The sequence below is a fragment of the Caballeronia pedi genome (assembly GCF_001544915.2).
In the GTDB taxonomy this organism is placed as follows: Bacteria; Pseudomonadota; Gammaproteobacteria; order Burkholderiales; family Burkholderiaceae; genus Caballeronia; species Caballeronia pedi.
Map to the genome: position 1 here is coordinate 171,593 of NZ_FCOE02000005.1, position 24,933 is coordinate 196,525.

28 protein-coding genes are annotated in these 24,933 nt (G+C 63.0%); 17 read left to right on the forward strand and 11 right to left on the reverse strand.

All coding sequences use genetic code 11. From position 1 onward, the window contains the following. Window positions 1–64: 64 nt before the first annotated feature. On the forward strand, window positions 65–1,270 hold the full coding sequence (locus AWB80_RS09935; RefSeq protein WP_061174472.1) for an NAD(P)/FAD-dependent oxidoreductase: 1,206 nt from the start codon (window positions 65–67) through the stop codon (window positions 1,268–1,270). 7 nt (window positions 1,271–1,277) lie between these two features. On the opposite strand, the gene AWB80_RS09940 is transcribed toward AWB80_RS09935, so the two are convergent. Together AWB80_RS09940 and AWB80_RS09945 are read right to left on the reverse strand one after the other, a co-directional pair. Then, window positions 1,278–2,261 carry a 2-dehydropantoate 2-reductase gene (locus AWB80_RS09940; protein ID WP_061174473.1) on the reverse strand — a complete coding sequence of 328 codons (984 nt, stop codon included), beginning with the start codon at window positions 2,259–2,261 and terminating at the stop codon, window positions 1,278–1,280. Window positions 2,262–2,332: 71 nt separating this feature from the next. Continuing rightward, window positions 2,333–2,521, reverse strand: coding sequence for a DUF2970 domain-containing protein (locus AWB80_RS09945; RefSeq protein WP_061174474.1), 189 nt, complete (start codon window positions 2,519–2,521; stop codon window positions 2,333–2,335). Window positions 2,522–2,733: 212 nt separating this feature from the next. Between AWB80_RS09945 and AWB80_RS09950 the strand changes: the two genes are divergently transcribed. The 9 genes from AWB80_RS09950 to AWB80_RS09990 all read left to right on the forward strand — a co-directional run bounded on the left by AWB80_RS09950 (window position 2,734) and on the right by AWB80_RS09990 (window position 9,134). Then, window positions 2,734–4,491 (forward strand): nitrite/sulfite reductase, encoded by a 1,758-nt coding sequence (locus AWB80_RS09950; RefSeq protein WP_061174659.1) that lies wholly within the window; start codon window positions 2,734–2,736, stop codon window positions 4,489–4,491. After that, complete coding sequence (locus tag AWB80_RS09955; protein ID WP_061174475.1) at window positions 4,488–4,865, forward strand: DUF934 domain-containing protein; 378 nt, start codon at window positions 4,488–4,490, stop codon at window positions 4,863–4,865. The genes AWB80_RS09950 and AWB80_RS09955 overlap by 4 nt, the downstream gene beginning before the upstream one ends. A gap of 204 nt (window positions 4,866–5,069) precedes the next feature. Further along, window positions 5,070–5,504, forward strand: a complete 435-nt coding sequence (locus tag AWB80_RS09960) for an Hsp20/alpha crystallin family protein (RefSeq protein ID WP_061174476.1) — start codon at window positions 5,070–5,072, stop codon at window positions 5,502–5,504. A gap of 13 nt (window positions 5,505–5,517) precedes the next feature. Then, window positions 5,518–5,904 carry an Hsp20/alpha crystallin family protein gene (locus AWB80_RS09965; protein WP_061174477.1) on the forward strand — a complete coding sequence of 129 codons (387 nt, stop codon included), beginning with the start codon at window positions 5,518–5,520 and terminating at the stop codon, window positions 5,902–5,904. A gap of 147 nt (window positions 5,905–6,051) precedes the next feature. After that, window positions 6,052–6,831, forward strand: coding sequence for an ABC transporter substrate-binding protein (locus AWB80_RS09970; protein WP_061174478.1), 780 nt, complete (start codon window positions 6,052–6,054; stop codon window positions 6,829–6,831). A 12-nt stretch (window positions 6,832–6,843) separates the two neighbouring features. Further along, window positions 6,844–7,632 carry a class I SAM-dependent methyltransferase gene (locus AWB80_RS09975; protein WP_061174479.1) on the forward strand — a complete coding sequence of 263 codons (789 nt, stop codon included), beginning with the start codon at window positions 6,844–6,846 and terminating at the stop codon, window positions 7,630–7,632. Window positions 7,633–7,664: 32 nt separating this feature from the next. Beyond that, complete coding sequence (locus AWB80_RS09980) at window positions 7,665–8,309, forward strand: H-NS histone family protein (protein WP_061174480.1); 645 nt, start codon at window positions 7,665–7,667, stop codon at window positions 8,307–8,309. A 106-nt stretch (window positions 8,310–8,415) separates the two neighbouring features. Further along, a complete protein-coding gene (locus AWB80_RS09985) occupies window positions 8,416–8,700 on the forward strand; it encodes a hypothetical protein (RefSeq protein WP_143328000.1) in 285 nt (94 codons plus the stop codon). Between the two features lie 173 nt (window positions 8,701–8,873). After that, complete coding sequence (locus AWB80_RS09990) at window positions 8,874–9,134, forward strand: hypothetical protein (protein ID WP_061174482.1); 261 nt, start codon at window positions 8,874–8,876, stop codon at window positions 9,132–9,134. 45 nt (window positions 9,135–9,179) lie between these two features. Here AWB80_RS09990 and AWB80_RS09995 read toward each other — a convergent pair whose 3' ends face one another. Continuing rightward, complete coding sequence (locus AWB80_RS09995) at window positions 9,180–10,595, reverse strand: aminotransferase-like domain-containing protein (protein WP_061174483.1); 1,416 nt, start codon at window positions 10,593–10,595, stop codon at window positions 9,180–9,182. A gap of 155 nt (window positions 10,596–10,750) precedes the next feature. Between AWB80_RS09995 and aptA the strand changes: the two genes are divergently transcribed. The 4 genes from aptA to AWB80_RS43175 all read left to right on the forward strand — a co-directional run bounded on the left by aptA (window position 10,751) and on the right by AWB80_RS43175 (window position 13,702). Then, on the forward strand, window positions 10,751–12,079 hold the full coding sequence (aptA, locus tag AWB80_RS10000) for an omega-aminotransferase AptA (RefSeq protein WP_061174484.1): 1,329 nt from the start codon (window positions 10,751–10,753) through the stop codon (window positions 12,077–12,079). A 171-nt stretch (window positions 12,080–12,250) separates the two neighbouring features. Further along, a complete protein-coding gene (locus AWB80_RS10005) occupies window positions 12,251–12,742 on the forward strand; it encodes a type VI secretion system tube protein Hcp (RefSeq protein WP_061174485.1) in 492 nt (163 codons plus the stop codon). Between the two features lie 2 nt (window positions 12,743–12,744). Continuing rightward, entirely contained in the window at window positions 12,745–13,158 is a 414-nt protein-coding gene (locus tag AWB80_RS10010) for a DUF3592 domain-containing protein (RefSeq protein ID WP_061174486.1), read from the forward strand. After that, complete coding sequence (locus tag AWB80_RS43175; protein WP_143328001.1) at window positions 13,151–13,702, forward strand: hypothetical protein; 552 nt, start codon at window positions 13,151–13,153, stop codon at window positions 13,700–13,702. The genes AWB80_RS10010 and AWB80_RS43175 overlap by 8 nt, the downstream gene beginning before the upstream one ends. An 80-nt stretch (window positions 13,703–13,782) precedes the next feature. Here AWB80_RS43175 and AWB80_RS10020 read toward each other — a convergent pair whose 3' ends face one another. The 5 genes from AWB80_RS10020 to AWB80_RS10040 form a co-directional block, all read right to left on the reverse strand. Next, window positions 13,783–14,232, reverse strand: coding sequence for a PaaI family thioesterase (locus AWB80_RS10020; RefSeq protein ID WP_061174488.1), 450 nt, complete (start codon window positions 14,230–14,232; stop codon window positions 13,783–13,785). Continuing rightward, window positions 14,229–15,683: an efflux transporter outer membrane subunit gene (locus tag AWB80_RS10025; protein ID WP_061174489.1), complete on the reverse strand. Its 1,455-nt coding sequence runs from the start codon at window positions 15,681–15,683 to the stop codon at window positions 14,229–14,231. The genes AWB80_RS10020 and AWB80_RS10025 overlap by 4 nt, the downstream gene beginning before the upstream one ends. A 5-nt stretch (window positions 15,684–15,688) precedes the next feature. After that, window positions 15,689–17,263 carry a DHA2 family efflux MFS transporter permease subunit gene (locus AWB80_RS10030; protein ID WP_061174490.1) on the reverse strand — a complete coding sequence of 525 codons (1,575 nt, stop codon included), beginning with the start codon at window positions 17,261–17,263 and terminating at the stop codon, window positions 15,689–15,691. Further along, window positions 17,260–18,348, reverse strand: a complete 1,089-nt coding sequence (locus tag AWB80_RS10035; protein ID WP_061174491.1) for an HlyD family secretion protein — start codon at window positions 18,346–18,348, stop codon at window positions 17,260–17,262. Before AWB80_RS10035 ends, AWB80_RS10030 begins: the two co-directional genes overlap by 4 nt. A gap of 153 nt (window positions 18,349–18,501) precedes the next feature. Next, a complete protein-coding gene (locus AWB80_RS10040) occupies window positions 18,502–19,431 on the reverse strand; it encodes a LysR family transcriptional regulator (protein ID WP_061174492.1) in 930 nt (309 codons plus the stop codon). A gap of 180 nt (window positions 19,432–19,611) precedes the next feature. On the opposite strand from AWB80_RS10040, the gene AWB80_RS10045 reads away from it, so the two are divergent. Then, window positions 19,612–20,148, forward strand: a complete 537-nt coding sequence (locus tag AWB80_RS10045) for a carboxymuconolactone decarboxylase family protein (RefSeq protein ID WP_061174493.1) — start codon at window positions 19,612–19,614, stop codon at window positions 20,146–20,148. Here the strand turns inward: AWB80_RS10045 and AWB80_RS10050 are convergent. The 3 genes from AWB80_RS10050 to AWB80_RS10060 form a co-directional block, all read right to left on the reverse strand. Continuing rightward, the gene (locus AWB80_RS10050; protein ID WP_061174494.1) at window positions 20,145–20,918 is read right to left on the reverse strand and encodes a slipin family protein; all 774 of its coding nucleotides are present in this window, start codon (window positions 20,916–20,918) and stop codon (window positions 20,145–20,147) included. The genes AWB80_RS10045 and AWB80_RS10050 overlap by 4 nt on opposite strands. A 25-nt stretch (window positions 20,919–20,943) precedes the next feature. Beyond that, window positions 20,944–22,344, reverse strand: coding sequence for an NfeD family protein (locus AWB80_RS10055; RefSeq protein ID WP_061174495.1), 1,401 nt, complete (start codon window positions 22,342–22,344; stop codon window positions 20,944–20,946). 76 nt (window positions 22,345–22,420) lie between these two features. Further along, a complete protein-coding gene (locus tag AWB80_RS10060; protein WP_061174660.1) occupies window positions 22,421–22,906 on the reverse strand; it encodes a hypothetical protein in 486 nt (161 codons plus the stop codon). Window positions 22,907–23,004: 98 nt separating this feature from the next. Here AWB80_RS10060 and AWB80_RS10065 point away from each other — a divergent pair, with 98 nt between their 5' ends. Together AWB80_RS10065 and AWB80_RS10070 are read left to right on the forward strand one after the other, a co-directional pair. After that, window positions 23,005–23,424, forward strand: coding sequence for a secondary thiamine-phosphate synthase enzyme YjbQ (locus AWB80_RS10065; RefSeq protein ID WP_061174496.1), 420 nt, complete (start codon window positions 23,005–23,007; stop codon window positions 23,422–23,424). Window positions 23,425–23,505: 81 nt separating this feature from the next. Beyond that, window positions 23,506–24,747: an aspartate carbamoyltransferase gene (locus AWB80_RS10070; RefSeq protein WP_061174661.1), complete on the forward strand. Its 1,242-nt coding sequence runs from the start codon at window positions 23,506–23,508 to the stop codon at window positions 24,745–24,747. Window positions 24,748–24,933 lie beyond the last annotated feature (186 nt).

The window sequence follows — 24,933 nt, forward strand, 5'->3', positions numbered from 1 at the left end:
TTAAGCAATGACGACGACGAACGTCCGTCGAGCGATCCCATATCGAATTCCAAGGAGCATCGAGATGTCCAAGCGTATTCTGGTAGTCGGAGCCGGTTTTGCCGGCATGTGGAGCGCCCTTTCCGCAGCGCGTCTCATCGATCAACACGGCAGGACGGATATCGAAGTCGTGCTGATCGCGCCGGAGCCGCATCTGCATGTGCGTCCGCGTCTTTACGAAGAAAACGCCGCGCGCATGAAGGCGCCGCTGCTGGACATCTTTGCATCTACGGGCGTGCGCTTCATTCAGGGTACGGTTGCGCGCATCCACGTCGAACGCAACGAGGTCGACGTGCTCGGCACGGACGGCACGCCGTCCACGCTGAACTACGACCGTCTCGTTCTGGCAACCGGCAGCCGGCTGTTCCGTCCGCAGATTCCGGGGCTTGCGCAACACGCGTTCAGCGTGGATCAGGTCGAAGAAGCCGCCGCGCTCGAAGCGCATATCAGGCACCTCGCGACCCGGCCCGATACACCGGCGCGCAACACGGTGGTTATCGCGGGCGGCGGTTTCACGGGTATCGAAACGGCGGCGGAAATGCCGGCGCGACTGCGCGCGGCGCTCGGTGAGAACGCGGAAGTGCGCGTCATCATCGTGGAGCGCAACAAGGAGATCGGGCCGGATCTGGGAGCCGGTCCGCGCCCGGTCATCGTCGAGGCGCTCGAATCGCTCGGCGTGCAATGGCGGCTCGGCGCGGCGGTGACGTCCGTCGATGCCAACGGCCTCACCACGTCCGACGGCGAGCGCATCGAAGCGAGCACGGTCATCTGGACCGCCGGCGTGCGCGCGAACGCGCTGACCGCGCAGATTCCCGCCGAGCGCGACGCGCTGGGCCGCCTGCACGTGGATCGCAATCTGCGCGTGCTGGACGTCGATACGGTCTACGCAACGGGCGATGTCGCCTACGCCGCCACCGACGACGAAGGCAATCACGCGATGATGTCCTGCCAGCACGCGATGAACCTCGGCCGCTCGGCAGGCCATAACGTTGCAGCGGATTTGCTGGGCGATGCGCAGATTCCGTATAGCCAGCCGAAATACGTGACGTGTCTCGATCTCGGCCCGTGGGGCGCGGTCTATACGGAAGGCTGGGAGCGCGAGGTGAAGATGTCGGGGGCGCAGGCGAAGGAACTGAAGACGCGCATCAACACCGAGTGGATCTATCCGCCCAGCGCGGCGCGGGCCGAAGCGTTCGCCGCTGCGGACCCGCTGCGGATTGTCGTTGCTTAAGGTAGATTCAGGCCGCCGGATAAAGGCCCAGCGTGCGGGCATGCAGGCGCGCGAGTCCAAGCAGGGCATCGGTGAACGGCGTCGGCACGCCGGTCATCGCGCCCAGCTCGCGCACCGACGCGACGAGCGCATCGAGCTCGACTGCCTTGCCCGCCTGAACGTCCTGCAGCATCGACGTTTTCATCGCGCCGAGCTTGAGCGTCACCGCGTGACGGTCTTCCGGCTGCTGGTCGATCGGAACGCCGAAACGCGCGCCGATGTCCTTCGCTTCCAGCATTACGTTCGTCACGAAACCACGCACGAGGTCATCGCTCAGAATGCGGTCGGTGGTTGCGCCGGTGATCGCGCTGATGGGGTTCATCGTCATGTTGCCCCATAGCTTGAACCATACGTCGCGTTGAATCTGCTGCGAAAGCGTGGCGTCGAAGCCCGCCTTCGCGAAAAGCGACACGAGCGATTCGGTGCGTGCGGTCGGCGCGCCCGTCGCCTCGCCGAGAATCAGGCCCTTACCCTGATGATGCCGGATGACGCCCGGCGCTTCGACGAAGCAGCTCGCGTGCACGACGCAGCCGACCGTCTGCGCGCCCGGAATCGCGGCCGCGATCGCGCCGTGCGGATCGACGGACGTGAGGCGCCTGCCCGTGAACGGCGCGCCGAGGCCGTCGCAGAACCACCAGGGTACGCCGTTCATCGCGGTCAGCACGGTGGTTTCACCGACAAGCAGCGGCGCGATGTGCGCGGCGACCGATTCCATCGCGGGCGCCTTTACGGCCACGACCACGAGATCCTGCGCGCCGAGATCAGCGGGTTCCGCACTTGCCGCAACCTTCACGGTGTGCGTCGCGTCCTTCTCGACGAGGCGCAGACCGTCTTGCTTCAACGCGTCGAGCGTCGCGCCGCGCGCGATCACGCTGACATCGCAGCCCGCCTGCGCGAGCTTCACGCCGATCCATCCGCCGATGGCGCCCGCCCCATATACGCATACTTTCATCGTCCCGAACCTCGCTGATGTCGATCATCCGGTCATCATTGTAAGAGCGGGACGCGACGCGCGCCGCAAAATCAGTGCGCGATGCCCGTGGCGAATTTCGCGACCGCCAGCAGCGTCAATCCGAACGCGCCCGCGAGCATCACCGCGATGACCGGCAAGAGCGGCAGCTTCACTTGCGCGAAGTCGGCGTTGTGCGACGCGCGCTTGCGCACGCCGAAAAAACTCCATAGCACGATGCGCATCATCTTCAAGAGTTCCATCAGCGGCTCCTTCGCATGGGTCTGAACGGTTCTTTCATGCGTTCATGATGAGCGCGGGGCCATGTGAAAAACAGCAGCAGTTGCGGTGTATTCGGCGGTAGCAGAAGGAGGCGTGGGGTGTGCTGCTACCGTCGAAATCATCGCAACTGCTGCTTGCCGGGGTGCCGTTCGCGCTCTATCGTTGGCCCTCTCTCCGCTACGTCGCCGCATCCATGTACCGATACACCGAGTTCGACAAGGCTTTCGTGAAGAGCCGCGCCGCGCAGTTTCGTGATCAGCTCGAGCGCTGGCAGGACGGCCGTCTAAGCGAAGATGCGTTCCGCCCGCTGCGCCTGCAAAACGGCTGGTACGTGCAGCGCCATGCGCCGATGCTGCGCGTGGCCGTGCCGTACGGCGAATTGTCGAGCGCGCAGTTGCGGGTGCTCGCGCGCATCGCGCGTGACTACGACGATCCCGATCCCGAGGTCTATCGCTCGGCGAGCGCGGCGCAAGGCAAGCTCGGCACGGAGCGCCTACCGACCCATTGCGCCCACTTCACGACGCGCACCAATGTCCAGTTCAACTGGATCCCACTCGATAGGTCCGCGGACGTGATGGACCTCCTCGCCACCGTCGACATGCACGGTATTCAGACGAGCGGTAATTGCATCCGCAACATTTCCTGCGATGAACGCGCGGGCGTCGCGCCCGATGAGGTGGCCGACCCGCGTCCATTCGCCGAGATCATGCGTCAATGGACGACGCTGCATCCAGAGTTCGCGTTCCTGCCGCGCAAGTTCAAGATCGCGATCACAGGCGCGAGCGAGGATCGCGCGGCGACCGCGTGGCATGACGTCGGCCTGCAACTCGTACGCGACGAAAGCGGCGCGCTCGGCTTTCGCGTGAGCGCGGGCGGCGGCATGGGACGCACGCCGGTGATCGCCACTCCGATGCGCGAATTCCTGCCCTGGCCGCACATCATGAACTACATCGAGGCGATCGTGCGCGTGTACAACCGCTACGGGCGCCGCGACAACAAGTACAAGGCACGCATCAAGATCCTGATGAAGGCAGAAGGCCAGCGTTATATCGATGACGTCAACGAGGAATTTCGTCAGATCGTCGAGCATGACGGTGCGCCGCATCTCATCTCGCAAGCAGAACTGGAGCGCGTGAGCGCGTCGTTCGTGCCGCCGGCATTGCATGCCTCACCCGCGACGTTCGATGACGTCGAACCGGACGCGCATCCGCTTTTCGCGCGCTGGATGCAACGCAACGTCGCACAGCACCGAGACCCCGCGTTGCGCATCGTGACGCTGTCGTTCAAGCGTCTGCTCCAGTCGCCGGGCGACGCGACCGCCGATCAACTCGACATCGTCGCGGATCTCGCCGATCGCTTCTCGGCGAGCGAAGCGCGCGTCACGCACACGCAGAACATCGTGTTGCCGTGGGTGCGCGCAAGCGAACTCTTCGCGCTGTGGCAGGCGGCGCGCGATGCGGGCCTCGCGAGCGCGAACGTGCATCTTCTCACCGACATGATCGCGTGCCCCGGCGGCGATTTCTGCGCGCTCGCCAATGCGCGTTCCCTGCCGGTCGCGCAGGGCATCGCAGAGCGCTATCGGGATCTCGACGAACTCGACGACATCGGTCCAATCGATCTGCATATCAGCGGCTGCATCAACTCGTGCGGGCATCATCACAGTGGACATATCGGCGTGCTGGGCGTCGACAAGGACGGGCGCGAGTGGTATCAGATCACGATGGGCGGATCGGACGGCAGCGCGGCGAGCGGTGCGGCGCAGCCGGGCAAGGTGATCGGGCCGTCGTTCAGCGCAGCCGAAGTGCCCGATGTGATCGAGGCGATCGTGACGACCTATCGCGACGCGCGCGAACATCGTGAGCGTTTTATCGATACGGTGCGGCGTGTGGGGATCGAACCGTTCAAGGTCGCCGCAAAAGCGGCCCGCGCGAATGATGAGGTGACGGCATGAACGGCATTCGACGCATGCGCATTCTCACGCAGAAGAATCACGACGCGGATACGAACGAACGCGTCGCGATCCTCACGAACGATGACGATCCGTACACGCTAAAGGATCGTCTGACAGCGCTCGATCGCATCGAATTGCGCTTTCCGCATTTCACCGATGGCCGCGCGTACAGCCAGGCCTATCTGCTGCGCAAACGTCTGGGTTTCACGGGAGACCTGCGCGCGACCGGCGACGTGCTGATCGATCAACTCGTGCAGATGGAGCGCACGGGTTTTTCGAGCGCGGTGCTGAAGGATGGGGCGGACGTCGCGGATGCCGAACGACAGTTCGCGCGTTTCGCAGGCTACTATCAAGGTGACCTGGCGTCCCACTAAGACGCGCCCATTCGAACCGATATAAGCCCTCTTCAACGTCTTTCAAGCCCCGCCCCGAGAAAATAAACCTCACTGGAAACATAGCGCTCCGGTATTGAAACGATAGCCTTCGCACCTACCTTGGATGCATAGGCAGCGACACCCGCGCTGTCGTTTCAACTTCCTGCTGCCGGCCTCGTTGGCCGCATTATCGGAGACTGGACCATGAGTGACTTTTATTTTGGCGGCGACGTTCTCTCGGAACTGGACCGCGTGCAGCGGCACGTGTCTTCGCTGTTCGGCAATCTTCCTTCCAGCATTCGTTCGAGCCGCGCAGATGCGTTCCCTCGCCTGAATATCGGCAGCACTGACGAAGCGATTCACGTCGTCGCGTTCGCGCCCGGCGTCGAGCCCTCTTCGCTCGATGTCACCGTCGACAAAGGCACGCTCACCATCAGCGGCGAGCGCAAGCCGCAAGCCGCCGCGCAAGGCACGCGAAGCTATGCGAAAGAGCGTTTCGCGGGCGGCTTCCGTCGCGTGATCGAGTTGCCGCAGAACGCGGATACCGACAAGGTCGAAGCACGTTACGAGAACGGCACGCTGTCCATCACCATCGGCAAGCGCGAAGCGTCGAAGCCGCGCGCGATCACCATTCAGTAAGAGAGAGCACATCATGACCGACACCACGCAAGTCGCAGCCAAGGACACGAACGAAGACACCGCGCGCCGCGCGACGGTGACGCCCGCAGTCGATATCGTCGAAGACAGCCACGGCATCACGCTGTGGGCCGACCTGCCCGGCGTGCCGCGCGAAAAGCTCGACGTAAAAGTGCACGACGCGCGCCTCATCATCGAAGCCGAAGCGCAATTGCCCGTGCAAGGCGCCGTGCGCGTGCATCACGCTGAACTGCGCGCGCCGCGTTTCGCACGCGCCTTCACGGTGAGCGACGACTTCGACACGACGAAGATCGATGCCAATCTCACCAACGGTGTGCTCAAGCTCACGATTCCGCGTCGCGAGGAAGCGCGTCCGCGTCGTGTCGACGTGCGAGCGGGCTAAGCGCCAGAAGTAATTCAATTCGGTTCTGTTCGAACGGCCGCGATTCTTTCGCGGCCGTTTTTTATTGCGCCGGATTCCCGCCTTCTATAATCTTCAACGGCGGCTCGTGCCGCACATATTCATAACTCATAGATTGAAGGGACTATCGTGAAGAGGCTGTTGACGGTGTTGTTGGGTTCGATGCTGACGGTATCGATTGGAGTGCATGCAAAGGAGTGGTCGACGATCCGCTTCGGTGTCGATGCAAGTTATCCGCCTTTCGAATCGAAAGCACCCGACGGCACGCTGGTCGGCTTCGACATCGACGTCGGCAACGAACTGTGCCGGCGTCTCAACGCGAAATGCGTGTGGGTGGAAAACGCATTCGACGGCATGATCCCAGGACTCAAGTCGCGCAAGTTCGACGGCGTGCTCTCCACGATGTCGATGACGCCCGCGCGCGTCAAGCAGATCGCCTTCTCGAGCAAGCTCTTCCACGTACCCACGCGCCTCGTCGCGAAGCGCGATTCGAGCATTCAGCCGACGGCGCAATCGCTCACGGGCAAGACAGTCGGCGTCGAACAGGGCTCGATGCAGGAAACCTATGCGAAGGTCCACTGGGGCGCGCAGGGCGTGAAGGTCGTATCGTATGCGGATCAGGATCAGGTCTATCAGGACTTGCTCGCTGGCCGGCTCGACGCCTCTCTGCAAAACGCCGTGCAGGCCGAGCGCGGCTTTCTCGACACGCCGCGCGGCAAGCCCTACGGCTTCGCGGGCGGCGCGCTGGAAGACAGCGCGATCTTCGGACCCGGCACGGCAATCGGCCTGCGCAAGGAAGACACCGACCTGAAGGAAAAACTCGACGGCGCCATCGCCGCGATGATCAAGGACGGTACGTACAAGCGCATCGAGCAGAAGTATTTCGATTTCGATATCTACGGCGAGTAACGAGCTATAGCCATGACCCAGCCCGCGAACGACGAATCCGTTGTGCATCGCGCAGCCGTGCAAGGCTACACGGCCAACGCCGACAGCTACGTGCGCGGGCGGCCCGATTATCCACCGCAACTCGCAGGCTGGCTCACCGATACGCTCGGGCTGAAGCCGGGTGCAAGCGTCGTCGATCTCGGCGCGGGTACCGGCAAGTTCACGCCGCGTCTCGTGCAGACGGGCGCGCGCGTGATCGCGGTCGAGCCAGTCGATTCGATGCGCGCAAAACTCGCCGCCGCCCTGCCCGATGTAGAGGCGCTCGCGGGCACGGCGCAATCGATACCGCTCGCGGACGCATCGGTCGACGCGGTCGTCTGCGCGCAATCGTTTCACTGGTTCGCGAGCCGCGCGGCGCTCGATGAGATTCATCGCGTGCTGAAGCCGGGCGGGCGGCTCGGTCTCGTATGGAATCTGCGCGATGCGCGCGTGCCGTGGGTCGCGCAGCTCGACGCCATCGTCAACCGTTACGAAGGCGATACGCCGCGCTATTACTCCGGCGCATGGCGCGATGCGTTTCCGCATCCGGGCTTCAGCCCGCTCGTCGAAACGCATTTTTCGCTCGGGCATACGGGCACGCCCGAAGACGTGATCGTGCATCGCGTGCGCTCGACGAGTTTCATCGCATCGTTGCCCGAAGCCGCGCGCGCCGCCATCGATGAAGACGTGCGCAAGCTGATCGATGCCGAACCCGAACTGAGCGGCAAACGCGAAGTGACCGTGCCTTACGAGACCGCGGCGTTCGTCGCGATCAAACAATGAAGTGAAGTTCGTCGACAAAAAAGGAGACGGCGATGGCGACGCTCAAACAGTTACAGGCCAGATTGAAGAAACTACGCGCACAGGCTGAAAGCCTGATCGCGGATCGCGCGCAATCCGTGCTCAACGATATCCGCGCGATGATGGAAAGGCACGGCCTCACGACTGACGATATCGAACGGCACGGCAAGAAGACCAAACGCGCCGCGAAGCCGCAGGTCGCCTATCCGGCGCCGGCGGGCCGCCGTGAAGCGATGACCAAGCTCGCGAAGAAAGGCAAGCTGCCCGCGAAATATCGCAATCCCAAGACGGGCGAGACGTGGAGCGGCTGGGCGCGGCCGCCCGCGTGGATCGCGAACGTGAAGGATCGCAGCAAGTTTCTGATCGATGCCGAGAGTGCGCCGAAAGCGGCCAAACCGAAATTAGCAGCCCGGAAAGCGACGGCCAAAAAGGCCGTGGCGAAGAAAGCGGCACCCGCGAAGAAGTCCGCGCCGGCCGCGAAGAAGAAAGCGGCGACACCTGCCGCGAAGAAAACCAGCGCCACGGCCAAGCCAGCAGCCAAGACGGCAGCGAAGCGCAGCGCACCGCGCAAACGCGCGACGAAAGCCGCAACCGTGTCCGCGCCGGAGCCCGCGTCGAATACATCGACGCCAACGACGACCGACGAAGCATCCACATAAACGCGCCGCCTTGCCGTTTTTGCATGAAAGCGCGAAAGAATCGACATGGGTGCGCGTGCGAAAGCCGCGCACCGGCGAGGCGCTTTCGCATCGGCACAATGCTTGCGTGGATACCTACGCACATGCCGAGAACGTCGAGGACATCATGCATCATTCGATCGAATCCCACGAACTGACTCATATCGATCTGGCGCGCTTCCAGGTCGTGCAGGTTTCCGACGGCACCTTTACCGTCGTGCTGTGGGAAGCGCCCGGACGCGACGAGCAAGCCTCCACGCTGACGATTCGTCTATGTGATCCACTCAATCCGGTGCGTCGAAAAGACGTCTGCGAACACTTGCGAGCGCATCTCGCGGCGTCGCGGGCAAAGCGGCGCGAAGCCGTGATCTGATCGCGCGCGGCGTCATCCCATTGTTTGAGATCGACGAAAACTCAATTGGCATTTGGTGGGATTAAAAATCGGCGAAGGACTTATAGACTGCGTTCACATGTCGGGGCCGTTTCGTAGCGAACGACGCGCTTTCCGATTGACGCATGTCCCTTAATCTTCGTCGGAGCATTCTCGTGAACAAGCGATTCGTCGTAGGCTTTGCCATTGCATTGAGTTCTGTTTTCGCCGGTTCGGCATTTGCAGGCGGATATGGTCCGGCGCCGCATTATCGTCCCGATGTCGGTGCGCCGGCTTCGCAGCACGGCGTGAGCGCGCAGACCTTCGCGGCGGAAGAAGCCGCGCAAGGACGCAGTGATTTCAACGCGACCCCGCGCACCGCGCAGACTCAGGACGGACAGGTTTCGGCGTCCGTCAATTCTCAGGTATCGCAATAGAGATCGATTTGAAGCGGACACGATGATCATTCATCGTGTCCGCTTTTAAATCGCCCTGATCGTTTTCTCCAGAAAATCCCAAAGCGCATCGTCCGCTGAATACGGGACGTTGAATCGAAAGCAGTTGCTTTCCGCGTCGTCCGGACGGAAATACGAACCCGGCGCAAGCCATATGCCGTGTTGCAGTGCGCGCGTGGCGACGGCACTCCCTTCTGCCGGATCGATCGGCAACGCGCCCCACACGAAAAGCCCGGCGCGCGGCCGTCTAAACAGTTCGACGCCGAGCGCGTCCATCCGCTCCTCGACGAGCGCATGTGCATCCTTCAGCTTCTCCACGACGAATTCGACGTGCCGCGCATAGCGCCCTTCCGTCAGCACTTTCTCGACGATGCGCTCGGTCGCTTCCGATGACGTGAGGCCCACGGCCATCTTCGTGCGCGCCAGCTCGCGCAACACATCGCGCTCCGCCACGACATAACCGCAACGCAGCGCGGGCGTGATGGTCTTCGCGAAGCCGCCGACATACAGCACGCGGCTTAAGCCCTCCATCGCCGCGAGCAAGGGCGCGCCGGGCGGCGCGAGTTCGCGGTTCACATCGTCCTCGACGACCCACAGGCCGTGACGCTCCGCAATCTGCATCAGACGGAATGCGGACGCCATGCCGAAGGTCGCGCCCGTCGGATTCTGCAAGGTCGTGTTGAGAAACACCGCTTTCGGCCGATGCTCGATCACGATGCGCTCGAACACATCCGTATCGATGCCCGCCGCGGTGCGCGGCACGCCATGCACCTGCAAGCCCGCGAGCCGCAGGATCTGCAGCAGATTGCAGTAACCCGGATCTTCGACGACGACCGCATCGCCCGGGCGCAGCAACGTCCGCACGATGAGATCGAGCGCCTGCGTCGCGCCCGCGGTCAGCAGCACATTGGTCGATGCATCGACCGGCAGGCCATGACGGTCGAGCTGCTCGGCGATCCGCTCGCGCAGCGGCGCGAAGCCATACGGATGTCCGTAATCCGCGATGCGCGCCGCCGGCACGCGGCTTACCGCGCGCAGCGCATGCTGCAGGCCGCTCTCGTTGATCCACTCGTTCGGTAGCCAGCCGCAGCCGGATTTGATCGGCACGGAGTGATCGGCGAATACATCCGATAAAAGCCAGGTCGCGGTGAGACTCGGCGGCTGCCACTCGACTGCGCGCACGCGTTCGCTGCGCCCCCGCAAGGCCACGCGATAACCCGAGCCGCGTCGCGCCGTGACGAGGCCCATCGACACGAGCCGGCCGTAGGCTTCCGTCACCGTGAAGGTGCTGAGACTTTCGGCTTCGGCGAGACGCCGCACCGACGGCAGCAGCGCGCCCGCGCGCAGCGTCTGCTCCTCGATTGCCGTGGAGAAGGCGTGCACCAGTTGTTCGACGAGCGTCGGCGCCTGTCGGGAGCCGCGCTCCAGCTTGAGTTCGATCATGGATTCGAGAATAACGCGCCAGCCACGCGCTGACCATCACAGTTGAGAGCATTTTGCCAGCACAGTTAGCAGCGCAGTGAAGCAACTGTCTATGCCGTGCAATTTTGCCGAGGAATACAGTGCAATGACCGTTCTTTCCGAGGAGGAGACCCGCCATGAATGCACGCCCCGTCATCGACGACCTTTCATCGTTCTGGATGCCGTTCACCGCCAATCGCCAGTTCAAGGCCGCACCGAGGCTGCTCGAGAGCGCGAAAGGCATGTACTACCGCTCGACCGATGGCCGCGAGGTGCTCGACGGCACGGCGGGTCTGTGGTGCGTGAATGCGGGCCATTGCCGGGAAGAAATCGTCGATGCGGTGACGAGGACGCTCGGCACGCTCGATTTCGCGCCGACCTTCCAGATGGGCCACCCGATTGCGTTCGAAGCCGCGACCAAGGTCGCCAGCCTGATGCCCGAAGGACTCGATCGCATCTTCTTCACCAACTCGGGCTCCGAGTCGGTCGATACGGCGCTGAAGATCGCGCTCGCCTATCATCGCGCACGCGGTGAAGGCCAGCGCACGCGTCTGATCGGCCGCGAGCGCGGCTATCACGGCGTCGGCTTCGGCGGGATTTCGGTCGGCGGGATCGCGCCGAATCGCAAGACGTTCTCGGGCGCGCTGTTGCCGGCGGTCGATCATCTGCCGCATACGCACGATCTCGCGCACAACGCGTTCACGAAGGGCCAGCCCGCGTGGGGCGATCATCTCGCCGATGACCTGGAGCGCATCGTCGCGCTGCATGATCCGTCGACGATCGCCGCCGTGATCGTCGAGCCGCTCGCCGGTTCCACGGGCGTGCTCGTGCCGCCGCAGGGCTATCTGCAGAAGCTGCGCGAGATCTGCACGAAGTACGGCATTCTGCTGATTTTCGATGAAGTCATCACCGGCTTCGGGCGTCTGGGCAAGGCAACGGCGAGCGAGTACTTCGGCGTCACGCCCGACCTCATCACGATGGCCAAGGCGATCAACAACGCAACCATTCCGCTGGGCGCGGTCGCCGCGCATCGCAACGTGCACGACACGGTCGTCAACGCGGGCGCGGCCAATGCGATCGAGCTGTTCCACGGCTACACGTATTCCGCGCACCCGGTCGCGACCGCCGCGGCAATCGCGACGCTCGATCTCTATCAGCGCGACAAGCTGTTCGAGCGCGCGGCCTCGAAAGCCGAAAAGTTCGAAAGCGCCGCCCACGCGCTGCGCGATGCGCCGTACGTGAAGGACATTCGCAATCTCGGTCTCGTCGCGGGCATCGAGCTCGATTCGCGCGACGGCGCGCCGGGCGCGCGTGCGTATGAGGTGTTCGTCAAGTGCTTCGAGGCGGGCGTGCTCGTGCGTTACACCGGCGATATCCTCGCGTTCTCGCCGCCGCTCATCATCGAAGATGATCAGATCGATCAGATCTTCGGCACGGTGAGGAAGGCGCTGGAAAGTGTGAAATAAGCGGTTTTCCCGTCGAACAGACAGCCCGGTTCCTCGCGATGAGGACCGGGCTTTTGTTCTTTAAATGGGAAATTTCGTATGGTCATCACGCCGCGACGATATTTATGCTCTGCGCGCCGCTCTTATTGCACGAGGAGCAGGACATCCAGAGACCATACAAGGAAGACCGCAATGAGCGACACGAATATCTTTATGAAAATCGACGGCGTGAAGGGGGAGGCGACTGTCATCGGCCACATCGGCGAGATCGACGTGCTTAGCTGGCAATGGGAGATGCACCAAGATGCTCGTGGCGAATCAAGCCACAAGCGCGCGACCATCGAAAATTTGCAGTTCGTGCAACGCGTCAACCTCGCATCAAGCAGTTTGCTGCAAATGCTTTTGCATAGCAAAGCGGCCTCAGAAGGTGTTCTGACCGTCCTTAGTCCCAATGCGCAGGCATCGACGACGCCACTAGGCAAAATCGTCCCGCCTAAGCCGACGCTCCAGATATTCATGAAACGGGTAATGGTGCATCGAATCGTTCCTTATGGAACCGCATACGGGCACTTCGAAAGCGTCGTGATTTCATTCGAAGAGTTCAAACGCGAATACACCCCACAGAGCATAGGGGGCGCTGCGTGTGGCGTCGCATCGGTTTTCTACCGGATGTGTGACGACTGATCATGTTCAAGATAGATCGAAGCAAGATCAATTGGGATGCCATATTCGTCGGCTGCTTCTGCTTTGTGCTTCAGTTGCCTTTCCTACCGTCCACGCTTGAATTTCGGCTTTATTCAGTGGTGACATATGGCACGGTCGTCAAGCTGAACGCCGGGGGTTTTCACCCTGAGATCGAATTCACTACGAGTGATGGAGAGCGAGTGTCGTTCGCCGGAAGCACCACCGTGCATACCGAAGTTGGTGATCGCGTTGAAATCCGGTATCGCTTGAAGGACCCATATGGAGCAGAGGTTAATAACGAATTGAGCGTGTGGGGCATCCACACGTTTCTGACTGCAATGGCAGCACTATTCATAATCGGCGGGCTTTACGGCATGCCGCTAAGTAGGAACTGGCGGGGCGGTAGCGATGATTGAAAGAAGCAAGTGGACATACGAGACTGCCGCCTCCGGCGGTGCCTCGATTGGCGAGTTGATGCTATCCGGCGGGAGTTTCATTTTGAAAGACCCAACTCAGACGCTTCACAGGTTTAGATATGCGGGCCTTGGGGCTGGCGTTGGTTGGGGTGCGCGTGTACCGAAAAGCATACGCTTACCCGATTTCAACCTACCCCGTTCCGGTACGTCTCTGAGCGCATCGGGTGCGACAACGGATTATCCCGGTCGGGGATGGGTCTATCGATGTAGAAAGCCCGAACTGAAACCTAGCGATTTCGCCGGAATGACGATATACGTGGATGCCGGCGCGGGCTTACTCGTTGCGGAAAGTTTCTCAGGCTTCATAGCAGGAATCGATCAACGAGCCATGATTCCGTGGATGTTCAATCCCGGCTTGTTCGCTAATGCGATTGGTGCAAGCGCGCGAGCACTGGTCGGACTGCGTGGAATGAGCGAGGGTCTAATTGATGGTGTGGGGCTTGGCTTCATGCTCGGCTCGATCACCTACACCGGGCCATCCTGACACGACTGATCGAGAGGAAGCGCAATTCCGATAAACCCCTTTGCGCGACAAGTCCAGCCCGCTCGTTGAGCGGGCTGCTTTTATCGCTCCATGACGAGCAACGTCGATGTCGCCGATGCAAACAGTCTACCGCTCGCATCCTTGAGCGTCGCTTCGGCGAACGCGGCGCGGCGTCCGATGGACAACACGCGCCCTTCCGCGCGCAGCAGGCCCGAATCGCGCGTGACCGCCTTGTGATACGCGACCTTCAGTTCGAGCGTCGTGTAGGCCTGCGTCGCGGTCAGGCATGAATGCACCGCGCATCCGCACGCGGAATCGAGCAGCGTCGCAGCATAGCCACCGTGCACGGTGCCGATCGGGTTATACGCGTGATCGCCTGGCACGCCCGCGAACACCGCCCTGCCCGCTTCGACCTCGATGAAGTCGAAATCGAGCGACACGAGAATGCCCGGTTTGCGCTTTGATGCGATCAGCTTGCGCAGTTGCGCGAGACCATCGAGGCCGGCTGCCGTTTCTTCGATCAGGCTCATCTTGTCGACTCCGTCTTCACGGTAGCGGTCTTGATCACATCGTCATCGCCGGTCACGCTCCAGCCGCCGCCGAGCGAGCGATACAGCGCCACCGCCGCGAGCGCATGTTCGCGCTTCGACTGATTCAGCGCATCGGCATCGCGCAGATAGGATTGCTGCGCGTCGAGCACATCGAGAAAGCTGGCCGCGCCGCCCTTGTACAACTGCGTCGAAAGCGTGAGCGACTGGTCCGATGCGGCGAGTGCATCGGTCAGACGCGCGGTCGATTCGGTCGTGCTGACGAGATCGCTGCGCGTATCCTCGACGTCCTTCAGCGCTTCGAGCATCGTCTGACGCAGATGCAGTTCCGACTCGCGCATCCGGCTCTCGTTCTGCTCGATCTCCGCCGTGATGCGGCCCGCGTTGAAGATCGGGCTCGTCGCGTTGAGCGCGGCGGAGAAGAGGTTATCGGTGAGCGTCGGCAAGCCGAGATACGACGACGCCAGCAAGCCATCCGACAATCGCAGCGAAAACTTCGGATAGCGCTCCGCCCGCGCGACGCCCACTTCCGCCGCCCGCTGCTGCACGGTCGCGTACGCAACGAGCACGTCGGGACGGCGCAGCAACGCTTCGGACGGCAACATCTGCGGCGCGCCGCTCGCCGGCACCGGAATGACGGGCGCCGCGCCCGCGTTCGCGAGCATCAGCTTGTCGATGGATTCCGGCGTGCGGCCCGAATACACCGCGATCAGGCTCAACTGATGCTGGATCGTCGCCTGCGTGCGCGGAATGCGCGACAGCAGATCGCTCAACTGATTCTGCGCGCGCGCGACATCGAGCTTCGTCGAAAGACCGTATTGCAGGCGGCGTTGCGTCAGCTTCAGCGCGCGCTCGCGAATTTCCTGGTTGTCTTGCAGGATCTTCAGTTCGGCTTGCGCCCAGCGCAGATCGACATACGCAGCAGCCGTGTCGGCGGCGAGCGCGAGCCTGATCTGATCGGCGGCGTGTTCGCGGCCGACGAGCTGTGCCTGCGATGCCAGCAACTCCAGACGCTCGCCGCCGAACACATCGGGCGTCCAGCTCAGCGTCAGACCGAAGCCACCCTGCTTCACATAACCGAGCGGCGGCGGCGTGTTCTGGCGCGAGTAGGAACCGCCCGCGCCCGCGTCCAGTTGCGGCAGCAGCGCGGCGCGGCGTTGCGTCGTCAGCGCCTGCGCCTGTTTCACGCGCTCGACGGCCGCCTGAAGATCGAGGTTGTCATCGAGCACCGACGCAACCAGTTCATGCATGACCGGATCGTTGAACTGCTTCCACCATGTCGTGGGATCGACGGCCTGCTTCGGCGCATCGACGCTCCAGTCGGCGGGCGCGCTCGCGTTCACGGTCGCGGGAAGATCGGCGTGCGTGGCGGGCTGCACCGCGCACGCGGCGAGCGTCATGCATGCAAGTATTTCGACGAGAAATTTTTTCATGGTGGTCAATGTGCATCGGACGAAGGCGGCGCGCTCGTGATGGGCTTCGCGAACATCACGGTCATCAAACCGAACAGGAAGCAGAGTGCGAGCACGTAGAAGCAATCGGCGAAGGTCAGCACGAGCGCTTCGCGCATCACGAGCGCGTGCAACGATGCGAGGCCCGCTTGCGACGCATTCAGCGCATCGCCAGCAGCCGACGCGAGATGCGCCGAGCTGCGCGCGAGCAGATCGTCGATGACGGGACGGCCGACCGTCACGTTCTCGTTCAGGCGCAGGTAGTGCAGGTTGAGTCGATCGTTGAGCATCGTCGCGCTCACCGCGATGCCGATCGCGCCGCCGAGATTGCGCATCAGATTGAACAGTCCGCTCGCCGATTTGAGGCGCGACGGCGGCAGTGAACCGAGCGCCATCGTGACGATGGGCGGCACCGCGAATTGCTGGCCGATGCCGCGCAACGCCTGCGGCAGGAGGAACTGTTGCCAGCCCCAGTCGTGCGTCAACGGCGTATAGAAATAACAGCCCGCGCCGAAGCAGATCAGACCGAACGCGAGCAGCACGCGCATGTCGATGAAGCGCGACGCGAACGCATACACGCCGATCGACAGCAACTGGAAGCAGCCGACGGAAAGCAGCACGAGACCCGTATCCAGCGAATCGAAGCCGCGCACGCGAGCGAGAAACACCGGCGTCAGAAACACCGACACGAAGATGCCGATGCCCGTCACGAACGACAGCAGACTGCCGATCGCGAAGTTGCGCACCGCGAGCGCGCGCAGATCGACGACCGGATCCTTCGCCGTGAACGCGTGCACGAAAAACAGAAAGCCGCAGATCGCCGAGATCCACGCACACACGATGATCGCGTCGTCGCCGAACCAGTTCTTGCGCGGCCCTTCTTCGAGCACGTATTCCAGGCAGCCGAGAAAGCCCGACATCAGCACGATGCCGAGATAATCGCCCTTCTTCAGCAGCGGCAGATTCGGCTCGTCTACGTGTACGTACTTCGGCACGAGCAGCGCGACGACGAGGCCCGGCACCACGTTCAGATAGAAGAGCCAGTGCCATGACCATTGATCGGTGATCCATCCGCCGATCACCGGCCCGACCGCCGGCGCGAGCGACGCCAGCGCGCCGATCGTCGTCGATGCAATCAGCCGCTGCTTGCCGGGGAACAGCACGAAGGCAGTCGTGAAGACAGTCGGGATCATCGCGGCGCCGAGCGCGCCTTGCAGGCCACGAAACAGAATCATCGAATTGATGTCCCACGCCATGCCGCACAGCATGCTCGTGATCGTGAAACCGATCGCCGACGCGACGAACAGCCAGCGCGTGGAGAACACTTTCGAAAGCCAGCCCGACATCGGAATGACGAGGATCTCGGCGATCAGATACGAGGTCTGCACCCAGGACAATTCGTCCTGGCTCGCGGAAAGGCCGCCGCCGATATCCTTCAGCGACGACGCCACGATCTGGATATCGAGCGTCGCCATGAAGAAGCCGAGGCACATCAGCGCGAAAGCGAACACGCGCTGTTTGATCGGCTGGCTCGTGGGATCGAGGGGAACGGTGTGGGTCATTTCGACTGCTCGGCGAGATGAACCTTGACCGTCGCGGAAAGCCCCGGGCGCAACACGGCTTCCATGCCCTTCGGCACATCGAGACGGATTCGCACGGGCACGCGCTGCACGATCTTCGTGAAGTTGCCGGTGGCGTTCTCCGCGGGCAGCACGCTGAAGGTCGCGCCGGTCGCGGGCGCGAGGCTCTCGACATGGCCGGTGAGCGGCACGTTCGATGCATCGAGTTCGACGTCGGCTTCGTCGCCCGCGCGCATCTTCTTCAGTTGATCTTCCTTGAAGTTCGCGTCGACCCACAGACCCGTGGACGGCACGATCGTCAAAAGCGACGTGCCGATATTCGCGAGCACGCCCACGCGCGCCGTGCGATTGCCGACGTAGCCATCGACGGGCGAGCGGATCGTCGTGTATTCGACATTCAGCTCCGCGACGCGGCGCGCGGCCTCGGCCGTCGCGACACGCGCCTGCGCATCCGCGATCTGGGCTTCGATCACGCTCGACTGCCGCTTCGCCGCAACCAGCGACGCGCCGCTGCGATCCACCGCCGCCTGCGCCTTCGTATAGTCCGCGTCCGCACGCTCGACGATCTGGTTCGATACCGCATCGTCCTTGACGAGTTCGCGATAGCGCACCCGGTCCTGCCCGCTGCGCGTCAACTCCGCCGACGACGCGCGCACTTCCGCCTGCTGCTGATTGATGACGGCCGCCTGCAACGCATCCTTTGCCTGCAACTCGACGACCGCCGCGCGGGCGCTCGACAGTTCGGCATCCGCTTGCGCGAGGCGCGCGTCGTAGTCGCGCGAATCGAGGCGGATCAGGACCTGACCGGCCTTCACGCGCTGGTTGTCCTGCACGAGCACATCGGCGACGAAGCCGTTCACCTTCGGCGCGAGCACGGTGACATCGCCACCGACGTAGGCATCGTCGGTCGTCTGAACGAAGCGCAGCACGAGCGCCCAGTATGTCGCCGCGGCAATCAACGCAATCCCGACCAGGCCGAGCGCGAGCAGCATCAAGGGAATCTTGCGCGCCGGCCGCGCAAGGGCGGGCGCGGCCACGGAGGGGAGATCCGTTACAGGAGTCGTCATTTGTGATTATAGTGCATATGCACAATTCAGATTGAAAGAAAGGGCAAATCCGCTGCCCGTCATAGCCCGGAAGACTAGTTGTGCATATGCACCAAGTCAACTGTCACGGAACGCACGAATGAATGACGCTGCCGGAAAGAATCGCGCAGCGCCTTATGGCGAAAGGCTTTGCACGTCGGACAGCAGGGTTTCGTCGGCACAAAACTGCACTGCATGTTCGACGAACGCGCGTACCTTGGCCGGCAACAGCGCGCGCGTGCTGTATGCGATGCGAATTTCGATGGCCGCATCGACGCGTTCGTAGGCATCGAGCAGCGTGACGAGCCTGCCCGCCGCCACCTCGCGCGCGACGAGCGCGGTCGGCAACACGCCGATGCCGAAACCCTGCAGCACCATCTCGCGATTGAAAACCGCGCTGTTCGACGCGATGTCGTGATTGAGCGGCACGCGCACTTCCTCACCGCCGATGCGAAACGTGAGCGCGGGCTTGCGGATCGACGGAGACATCGGCACGAACTGATGATCGACGAGTTCGGACGGATGGCGCGGCGCGGGACGCTGCGCGAGATACGCCGGGCTCGCGACGAGCACGAGCGGAATGGTTTCGAGCAGGCGCGTGACGGCCGTATCGGTGGAGAGCATGAAAGGCAGCACGATGGCGAGATCGTAGCCTTCGCCGACGAGATCGATGGGCCGCTCGGTCAGCGTGACGTCGAGGCGCACCTGCGGATGGGCGCGCCTGAAGCTGGCGACGAGCGGTGCGTAACGGCTCGTCATCACCGTCGTATGCGCGACGAGCCGCAATAGTCCGGTCGCTTCGCTTGCGCGGTTCGACGCGCGTTCTTCCATCGCCTGGAGTTCGTCGAGCAGACGCGAGCAGTCGATAAAAAAGCGCTCGGCGGTTTCGGTCAGCGAGATCTGCCGTGTCGTGCGATTGAAGAGCCGGCTGCCGAGCCGCTCTTCCAGGCCCGCGATCGCGCGCGATACGACCGGCGGCGACAAGCCGAGTATGTCGGCCGCACGCGCGAAGCTCTTCGCTTCGACCACCGTGCAAAACACCTTCAGGCTCGTCAGATGATCCATGTGCGTGATCGTGATGCGTGCAGGGAGCCTCGATCATGGCATGAAGCGGCGCGCCATGCCCGACACGATGAGACGATCGCGCGGTTTTACGAGCCGCGCGAGCATTCACGCGGGAGCGGCGCGCGCCTAAAGTTCACCCATGCCATCGAGATGGCCAACCACTGAACCAAGGAGCACACCATGTCACGCCTTTCCCAGATCAATGTCAACGAAGCCACGGGCGTCACCGCCGATCTGTTCGCCGCGATCAAGAAGGCAGCCGGCCGCGTGCCGAACGCTTATGCGACCATCGGCACGCACAGCCCTGCCGCGCTCGGCGCCACGCTCAACGGCGATGCGATTCTCGCGAAGAGCAGCCTGAGCAAGGCAGATGTCGAAGCGATCAAGCTCGCCGTCAGCGAACTCGCGGGCTGTGATTATTGTGCTGCCGCGCATACGGTCGTCGGAAAGATGGTCGGGCTGTCGCAACAGGAAACGCAACAGATCCGCGCGGGGGAAGCGACCGGCAATGCGAAGCGAGATGCGCTCGTACGGTTCGTGCGGCACGTTGCGGGTTCTACCGGCACGATCGACGCGGCACGGCTGAATGAAGTGCGCGAAGCCGGTTACTCGGAAGCGCAAGTGATCGATGCGTTGTTCGCGATGAGCGTCATCAACTTCACGAACCTCGTGAATCGAGTGAACGACACGACGATCGACTTCCCGGCGCTCGTCTAAGTCTGCGCGGTACCCTTGGCAAGCCGGTCGATCACGGAACTCACGAGATCGATCGGTATCGGAAAAACGATTGTCGAGTTCTTGTCGCCGGCGATCGTGGTCAGGGTTTGCAGATACCGCAACTGCATCGCCTGCGGCGCCTGCGCGAGCATCTGCGCCGCCTGCAAGAGCTTTTCGGAAGCCTGCAACTCGCCTTCCGCGTGAATGATCTTCGCGCGGCGCTCGCGCTCCGCTTCGGCCTGACGGGCGATCGCGCGAATCATCGTTTCGTTGATATCGACATCCTTGATCTCCACGTTCGACACCTTGATGCCCCACGCATCCGTCTGCGAATCGAGCACGCGCTGGATGTCGCTGTTGAGACGCTCGCGCTCGGACAGCAGTTCATCGAGCTCGTGCTTGCCTAGAATCGCGCGCAAGGTGGTCTGCGAGAGCTGGCTCGTCGCTTCGAGAAAGCGCGCGACCTGAATCACCGCCTTCTCCGGATCGACGACACGAAAGTACACGACCGCATTCACCTTCACCGAGACGTTGTCCCGCGTGATGACATCCTGCGGCGGCACGTCGAACACGACGGTGCGAAGGTCCATGCGCACCACCTGCTGCACGACCGGAATGATGAGCACGAGCCCCGGTCCCTTCACTTTCCAGAAGCGCCCGAGCATGAACACGACGCCGCGTTCGTACTCGCGAAAGATGCGCACCGCCGACGCCACGATGAAGATGACGAGCGCGATCAGAATTCCGCTGAAACCAAAAGTAAGCCCCATTTTTCAAGCCTCGTTGTCGATGTGTTCAGGAATGGCCGGCCTTGCGCTCGCCTTCGAGCGGCTCGACGGTCAGCGTGAGACCGTGACGCGAAATCACCCGCACGCGCGCGCCTTCGCCCGGCAATGCCGCCTGCGCGGCGGAGCGCACGCGCCAGCGTTCGCCATGCACCCGCGCCCAGCCGTTGCCGGCATCGGGCATCGTGCCTTCGTTCGTCAACATCACGCCGACGCTGCCGAGCATCGCTTCGGCGCCGCTCACGACGGGCCGCTTGCGCGCCTTCAACGCGACGCCCGACACGGTGAAGACGAACAGCGCCGTAAACAGCGCGAGCCCGATGACGACGCCGATCGGAACGCCGAAGCCGGGAACATCGGTATCGATCAGCATCAGCGCGCCGATCGCGAACGCGATGACCCCGCCGATGCCGAGCGAGCCGAACGTCGGCAGAAACATTTCCGCGACCAGGAAGCCCAGGCCGAGCACGATCAATCCCAGTCCAACGAAACTGATGGGCAATAGTTGCAGAGCGAACAATCCGACCAGCAGACAGATCGCGCCCGCGACGCCCGGCAGCACCATGCCCGGATTGGCGAACTCGAAGAAAAGCCCGTACATGCCGATCATCATCAGAATGAGCGCGACGCTCGGGTCCGTGATCGTCGCGAGGAAGCGGCTGCGCCAGTCGGGTTGCAGCACGGTCACGGAGGCCTGCTTCGTCGCGAGCAGATGCACGCCGCTCGCGGTGGTCACGCGCCGGCCGTCGAGTTTCGCGAGCAGATCGGGAACGTCGCTGGCGGTCAGGTCGATCACCTTCTGCTCCAGCGCTTCCGTCGCCGACAGCGCCACCGCTTCGCGCACCGCGCGCTCGGCCCATTGCACGTTGCGTCCGCGCAATTGCGCGAGGCCGCGTATGTAGGCGGCGGCATCCTGCATCTGCTTGCGGGTTTCGGTCGACTGCTCGGCCGCTGCCTTGCTCGCACCCGACGGCTCGCGCTCCGCTCCGCCCAGGCCGAGCTGAACCGGCGACGCCGCGCCGAGATTGGTGCCGGGCGCCATCGCGGCGATATGGCTCGCGTAGGTGATGTAGGTGCCCGCGCTCGCCGCGCGCGCCCCGCTCGGCGCAATGAACGCGGCGACCGGCACCGGCGACGCGAGAATGGCCTGAATGATCGAGCGCATCGAGAGATCGAGTCCGCCCGGCGTATCGAGTTCGAGGACGGCAAGCTGCGCGTGTTCGTCGGCCGCGCGGGCGAGCGCGCGCACGACGAAATCCGCGCTCGCCGGGCCAATCGCGCCTTTCAGCGGGATCACGACGACCGGCGCGGCGGTTGCACTCAATGACGTGCTCATTGGCGTGAAAAGGCAAGCAAACAGCAGCGCGCAGCACACGCGCCTCCACAGCCAGTCAGCGAGGTTCGTTCTCATCGGCGAAAACCGCGAGCGCGGGCGCGCCACGGTTCCTCGTGTTCGGTCTCCCTTTCAGCTTAGGCCAATTACGCGATCACGGCCGACGCGTCGTGCGGTCGATGACCTTTTCGACATCGGCCGTCTCGCCGAGCGCCGATACGAAGCGCGCCTTGTCGAAATCGCGCGACACGCAGCCGTCGAGATAGATGAAGCGGCGCTGCAGCGTGAGCCACAGGCTCGTTTTCTCGCGCCACTGCAGCGATGCGTTCAGTGAATTCAGACGCCGCGTCACGCTTTCGGCGATTTCCTTGTCGTAGTCGTAGCTGTTCGCGAGGCGGCAGCGGCCCGCGATCCAGCAGCTATTGCCCCGCTCGATGCGGTAATGCGCTTCGTCGAGCCATTCCTGCGCGGTCTCGAACGGGCCGGGCGGCGCGGCGCAATCCGCTATCGCGCTCGATACGTGCAGAAAGGGATCGTTGCCGCGATTCTCACGCGTGTCGTCGGCGCGGGATGCAAGCGATGACGCGGCCAGTATGGCGAGCGCGAAAACCGTTCTGCCTTTTGAAAGCCTCTTGTTCATCGTGCGCGCCTCTGAACGAGCCATCGTCCAGACAGCATAACGTTGCGCGGAGAAGCCGGTAAACTCACCGTGTGGCCACTCCTCGCAGCGAGACCGACATGAAACAGGCACTTCATCATCTGACGGTCGCGACAGGCTCGCGCGGCCTGCACGAAGTCACCCGCGACATCGATCACTGGATCGATCTTCAGGACGTCCGCACCGGCCTGCTCACGCTGTTTTGCCGCCATACGTCGGCGTCGCTGCTAATTCAGGAAAACGCCGATCCCGACGTGCGCGCCGACCTCGAGCGCTATTTCGAAATGGTGGCGCCCGAAGCGCCCGGCCGCTACGTGCACGACACCGAAGGCCCCGACGACATGCCCGCGCATCTGCGCACCGCGCTCACCACCGTGCAGCTTTCAATTCCGGTCGAAGCCGGCCGGATGGTGCTCGGTACGTGGCAAGGGATCTATGTATTCGAGCATCGGACGGCGCAGCGGGATCGCGAACTTGTCTTGCATCTGATCGGCGAGTGACCTAATATACGCACCGCGTATATTTTGGGAGCGGTGACGGTGACTCAGGATCTCCAGCAGCAAACGATTCTTCGCGACGCCATGCGGCGTCTGAACATGACCCGCGACGCGTTCGCTGCGCGCATCGGCGTGACGCGGCGGGCACTCGATACGTGGCTGCTGCCGGACGAGTCGCCGGAATCGCGCGCCATGCCGGAAATCGCGGCGCGCTATGTCGGCGAGATTCTGGGCGGTATGCCGGACGCGACGGCCAATACGCAAAGCGCATATCCGGCAATCGAATTCGAAGGCCGGCCGCAGTTGCTCTCGATCGACCAGTTTTCGCGCGAATCGGCCGAGGCGCTGTTCCGCACGGCGGACATGATGCAGCCCATCGCGCGCCGCAAGAAGATCACGCGCGTACTCGAAGGCGCGGTCCTCGCCAATCTGTTCTTCGAAGCCAGCACGCGCACTCGCGTGAGTTTCGGCTCGGCGTTCGCGCGGCTGGGCGGCTCGGTCTGCGACACGACCGGCTTCACTTTTTCGTCCATGGCGAAGGGCGAGTCGATCTACGACACGAGCCGCGTGATCAGCGGCTATGCGGACGCGATCGTCGTGCGGCATCCGGAGCAAGGCTCGGTCGCCGAATTCGCGCGCGCGACCAACATTCCCGTCATCAATGCCGGCGACGGTCCCGGCGAGCATCCGAGCCAGGCGCTGCTGGATCTGTACACGATCCAGCGCGAGTTCTCGCGGCTCGGAAAAATCGTGGATGGCGCGCATATCGCGATGGTCGGCGATCTCAAGTACGGCCGCACCGTGCATTCGCTCGCCAAGCTGCTCTCGCTCTACAAGGGGCTGAAGTTCACGCTCGTGTCGCCGCGCTCGCTGGAAATGCCGGCGCATATCATCGATCGCATTGCGCGTGGCGATCACGTGATCGAACAGACGAGCGACCTGCGTGCGGGGCTCGCGGGCGCGGACGTCGTATACGCGACGCGCATCCAGAAAGAGCGTTTCGCCGATGAGTCCATCGAAGGCTATACGCCGGATTTCCAGATCAATCAGGCGCTCGTCGACGATGCGTGTGGTCGCGACACGCTCATCATGCATCCGCTGCCGCGCGACAGCCGCCCCGGCGCGAACGATCTCGCCACCGATCTGAACCACGACTCGCGACTCGCGATCTTTCGCCAGACCGACAATGGCATCGCCGTGCGGATGGCGATTTTCGCGGTGCTGCTGGGCGTCGAGCATCAGGTGCGCCATTCGATGCGCGACGCGGCGTGGAGATCGCCCGCTTCCATCGGCCCGGACGATGCCGTGTTCCAGGGCTTCGATTGATACGTTTTTTACACGCCGCACCCATCTCTTGGCGTGACGTTTACTAAAGGCGGCCTATGCTTCTACACAAGGAATACGTGATGGAGCAACGGTCATGGATATGTCGCTTGCATGGGTTGCCAGCCGTGGAAAATTACACGCTGAAGGTTTCGGCGCGTGCCAGCGTGTTCGCATTCTGGCGCTGGC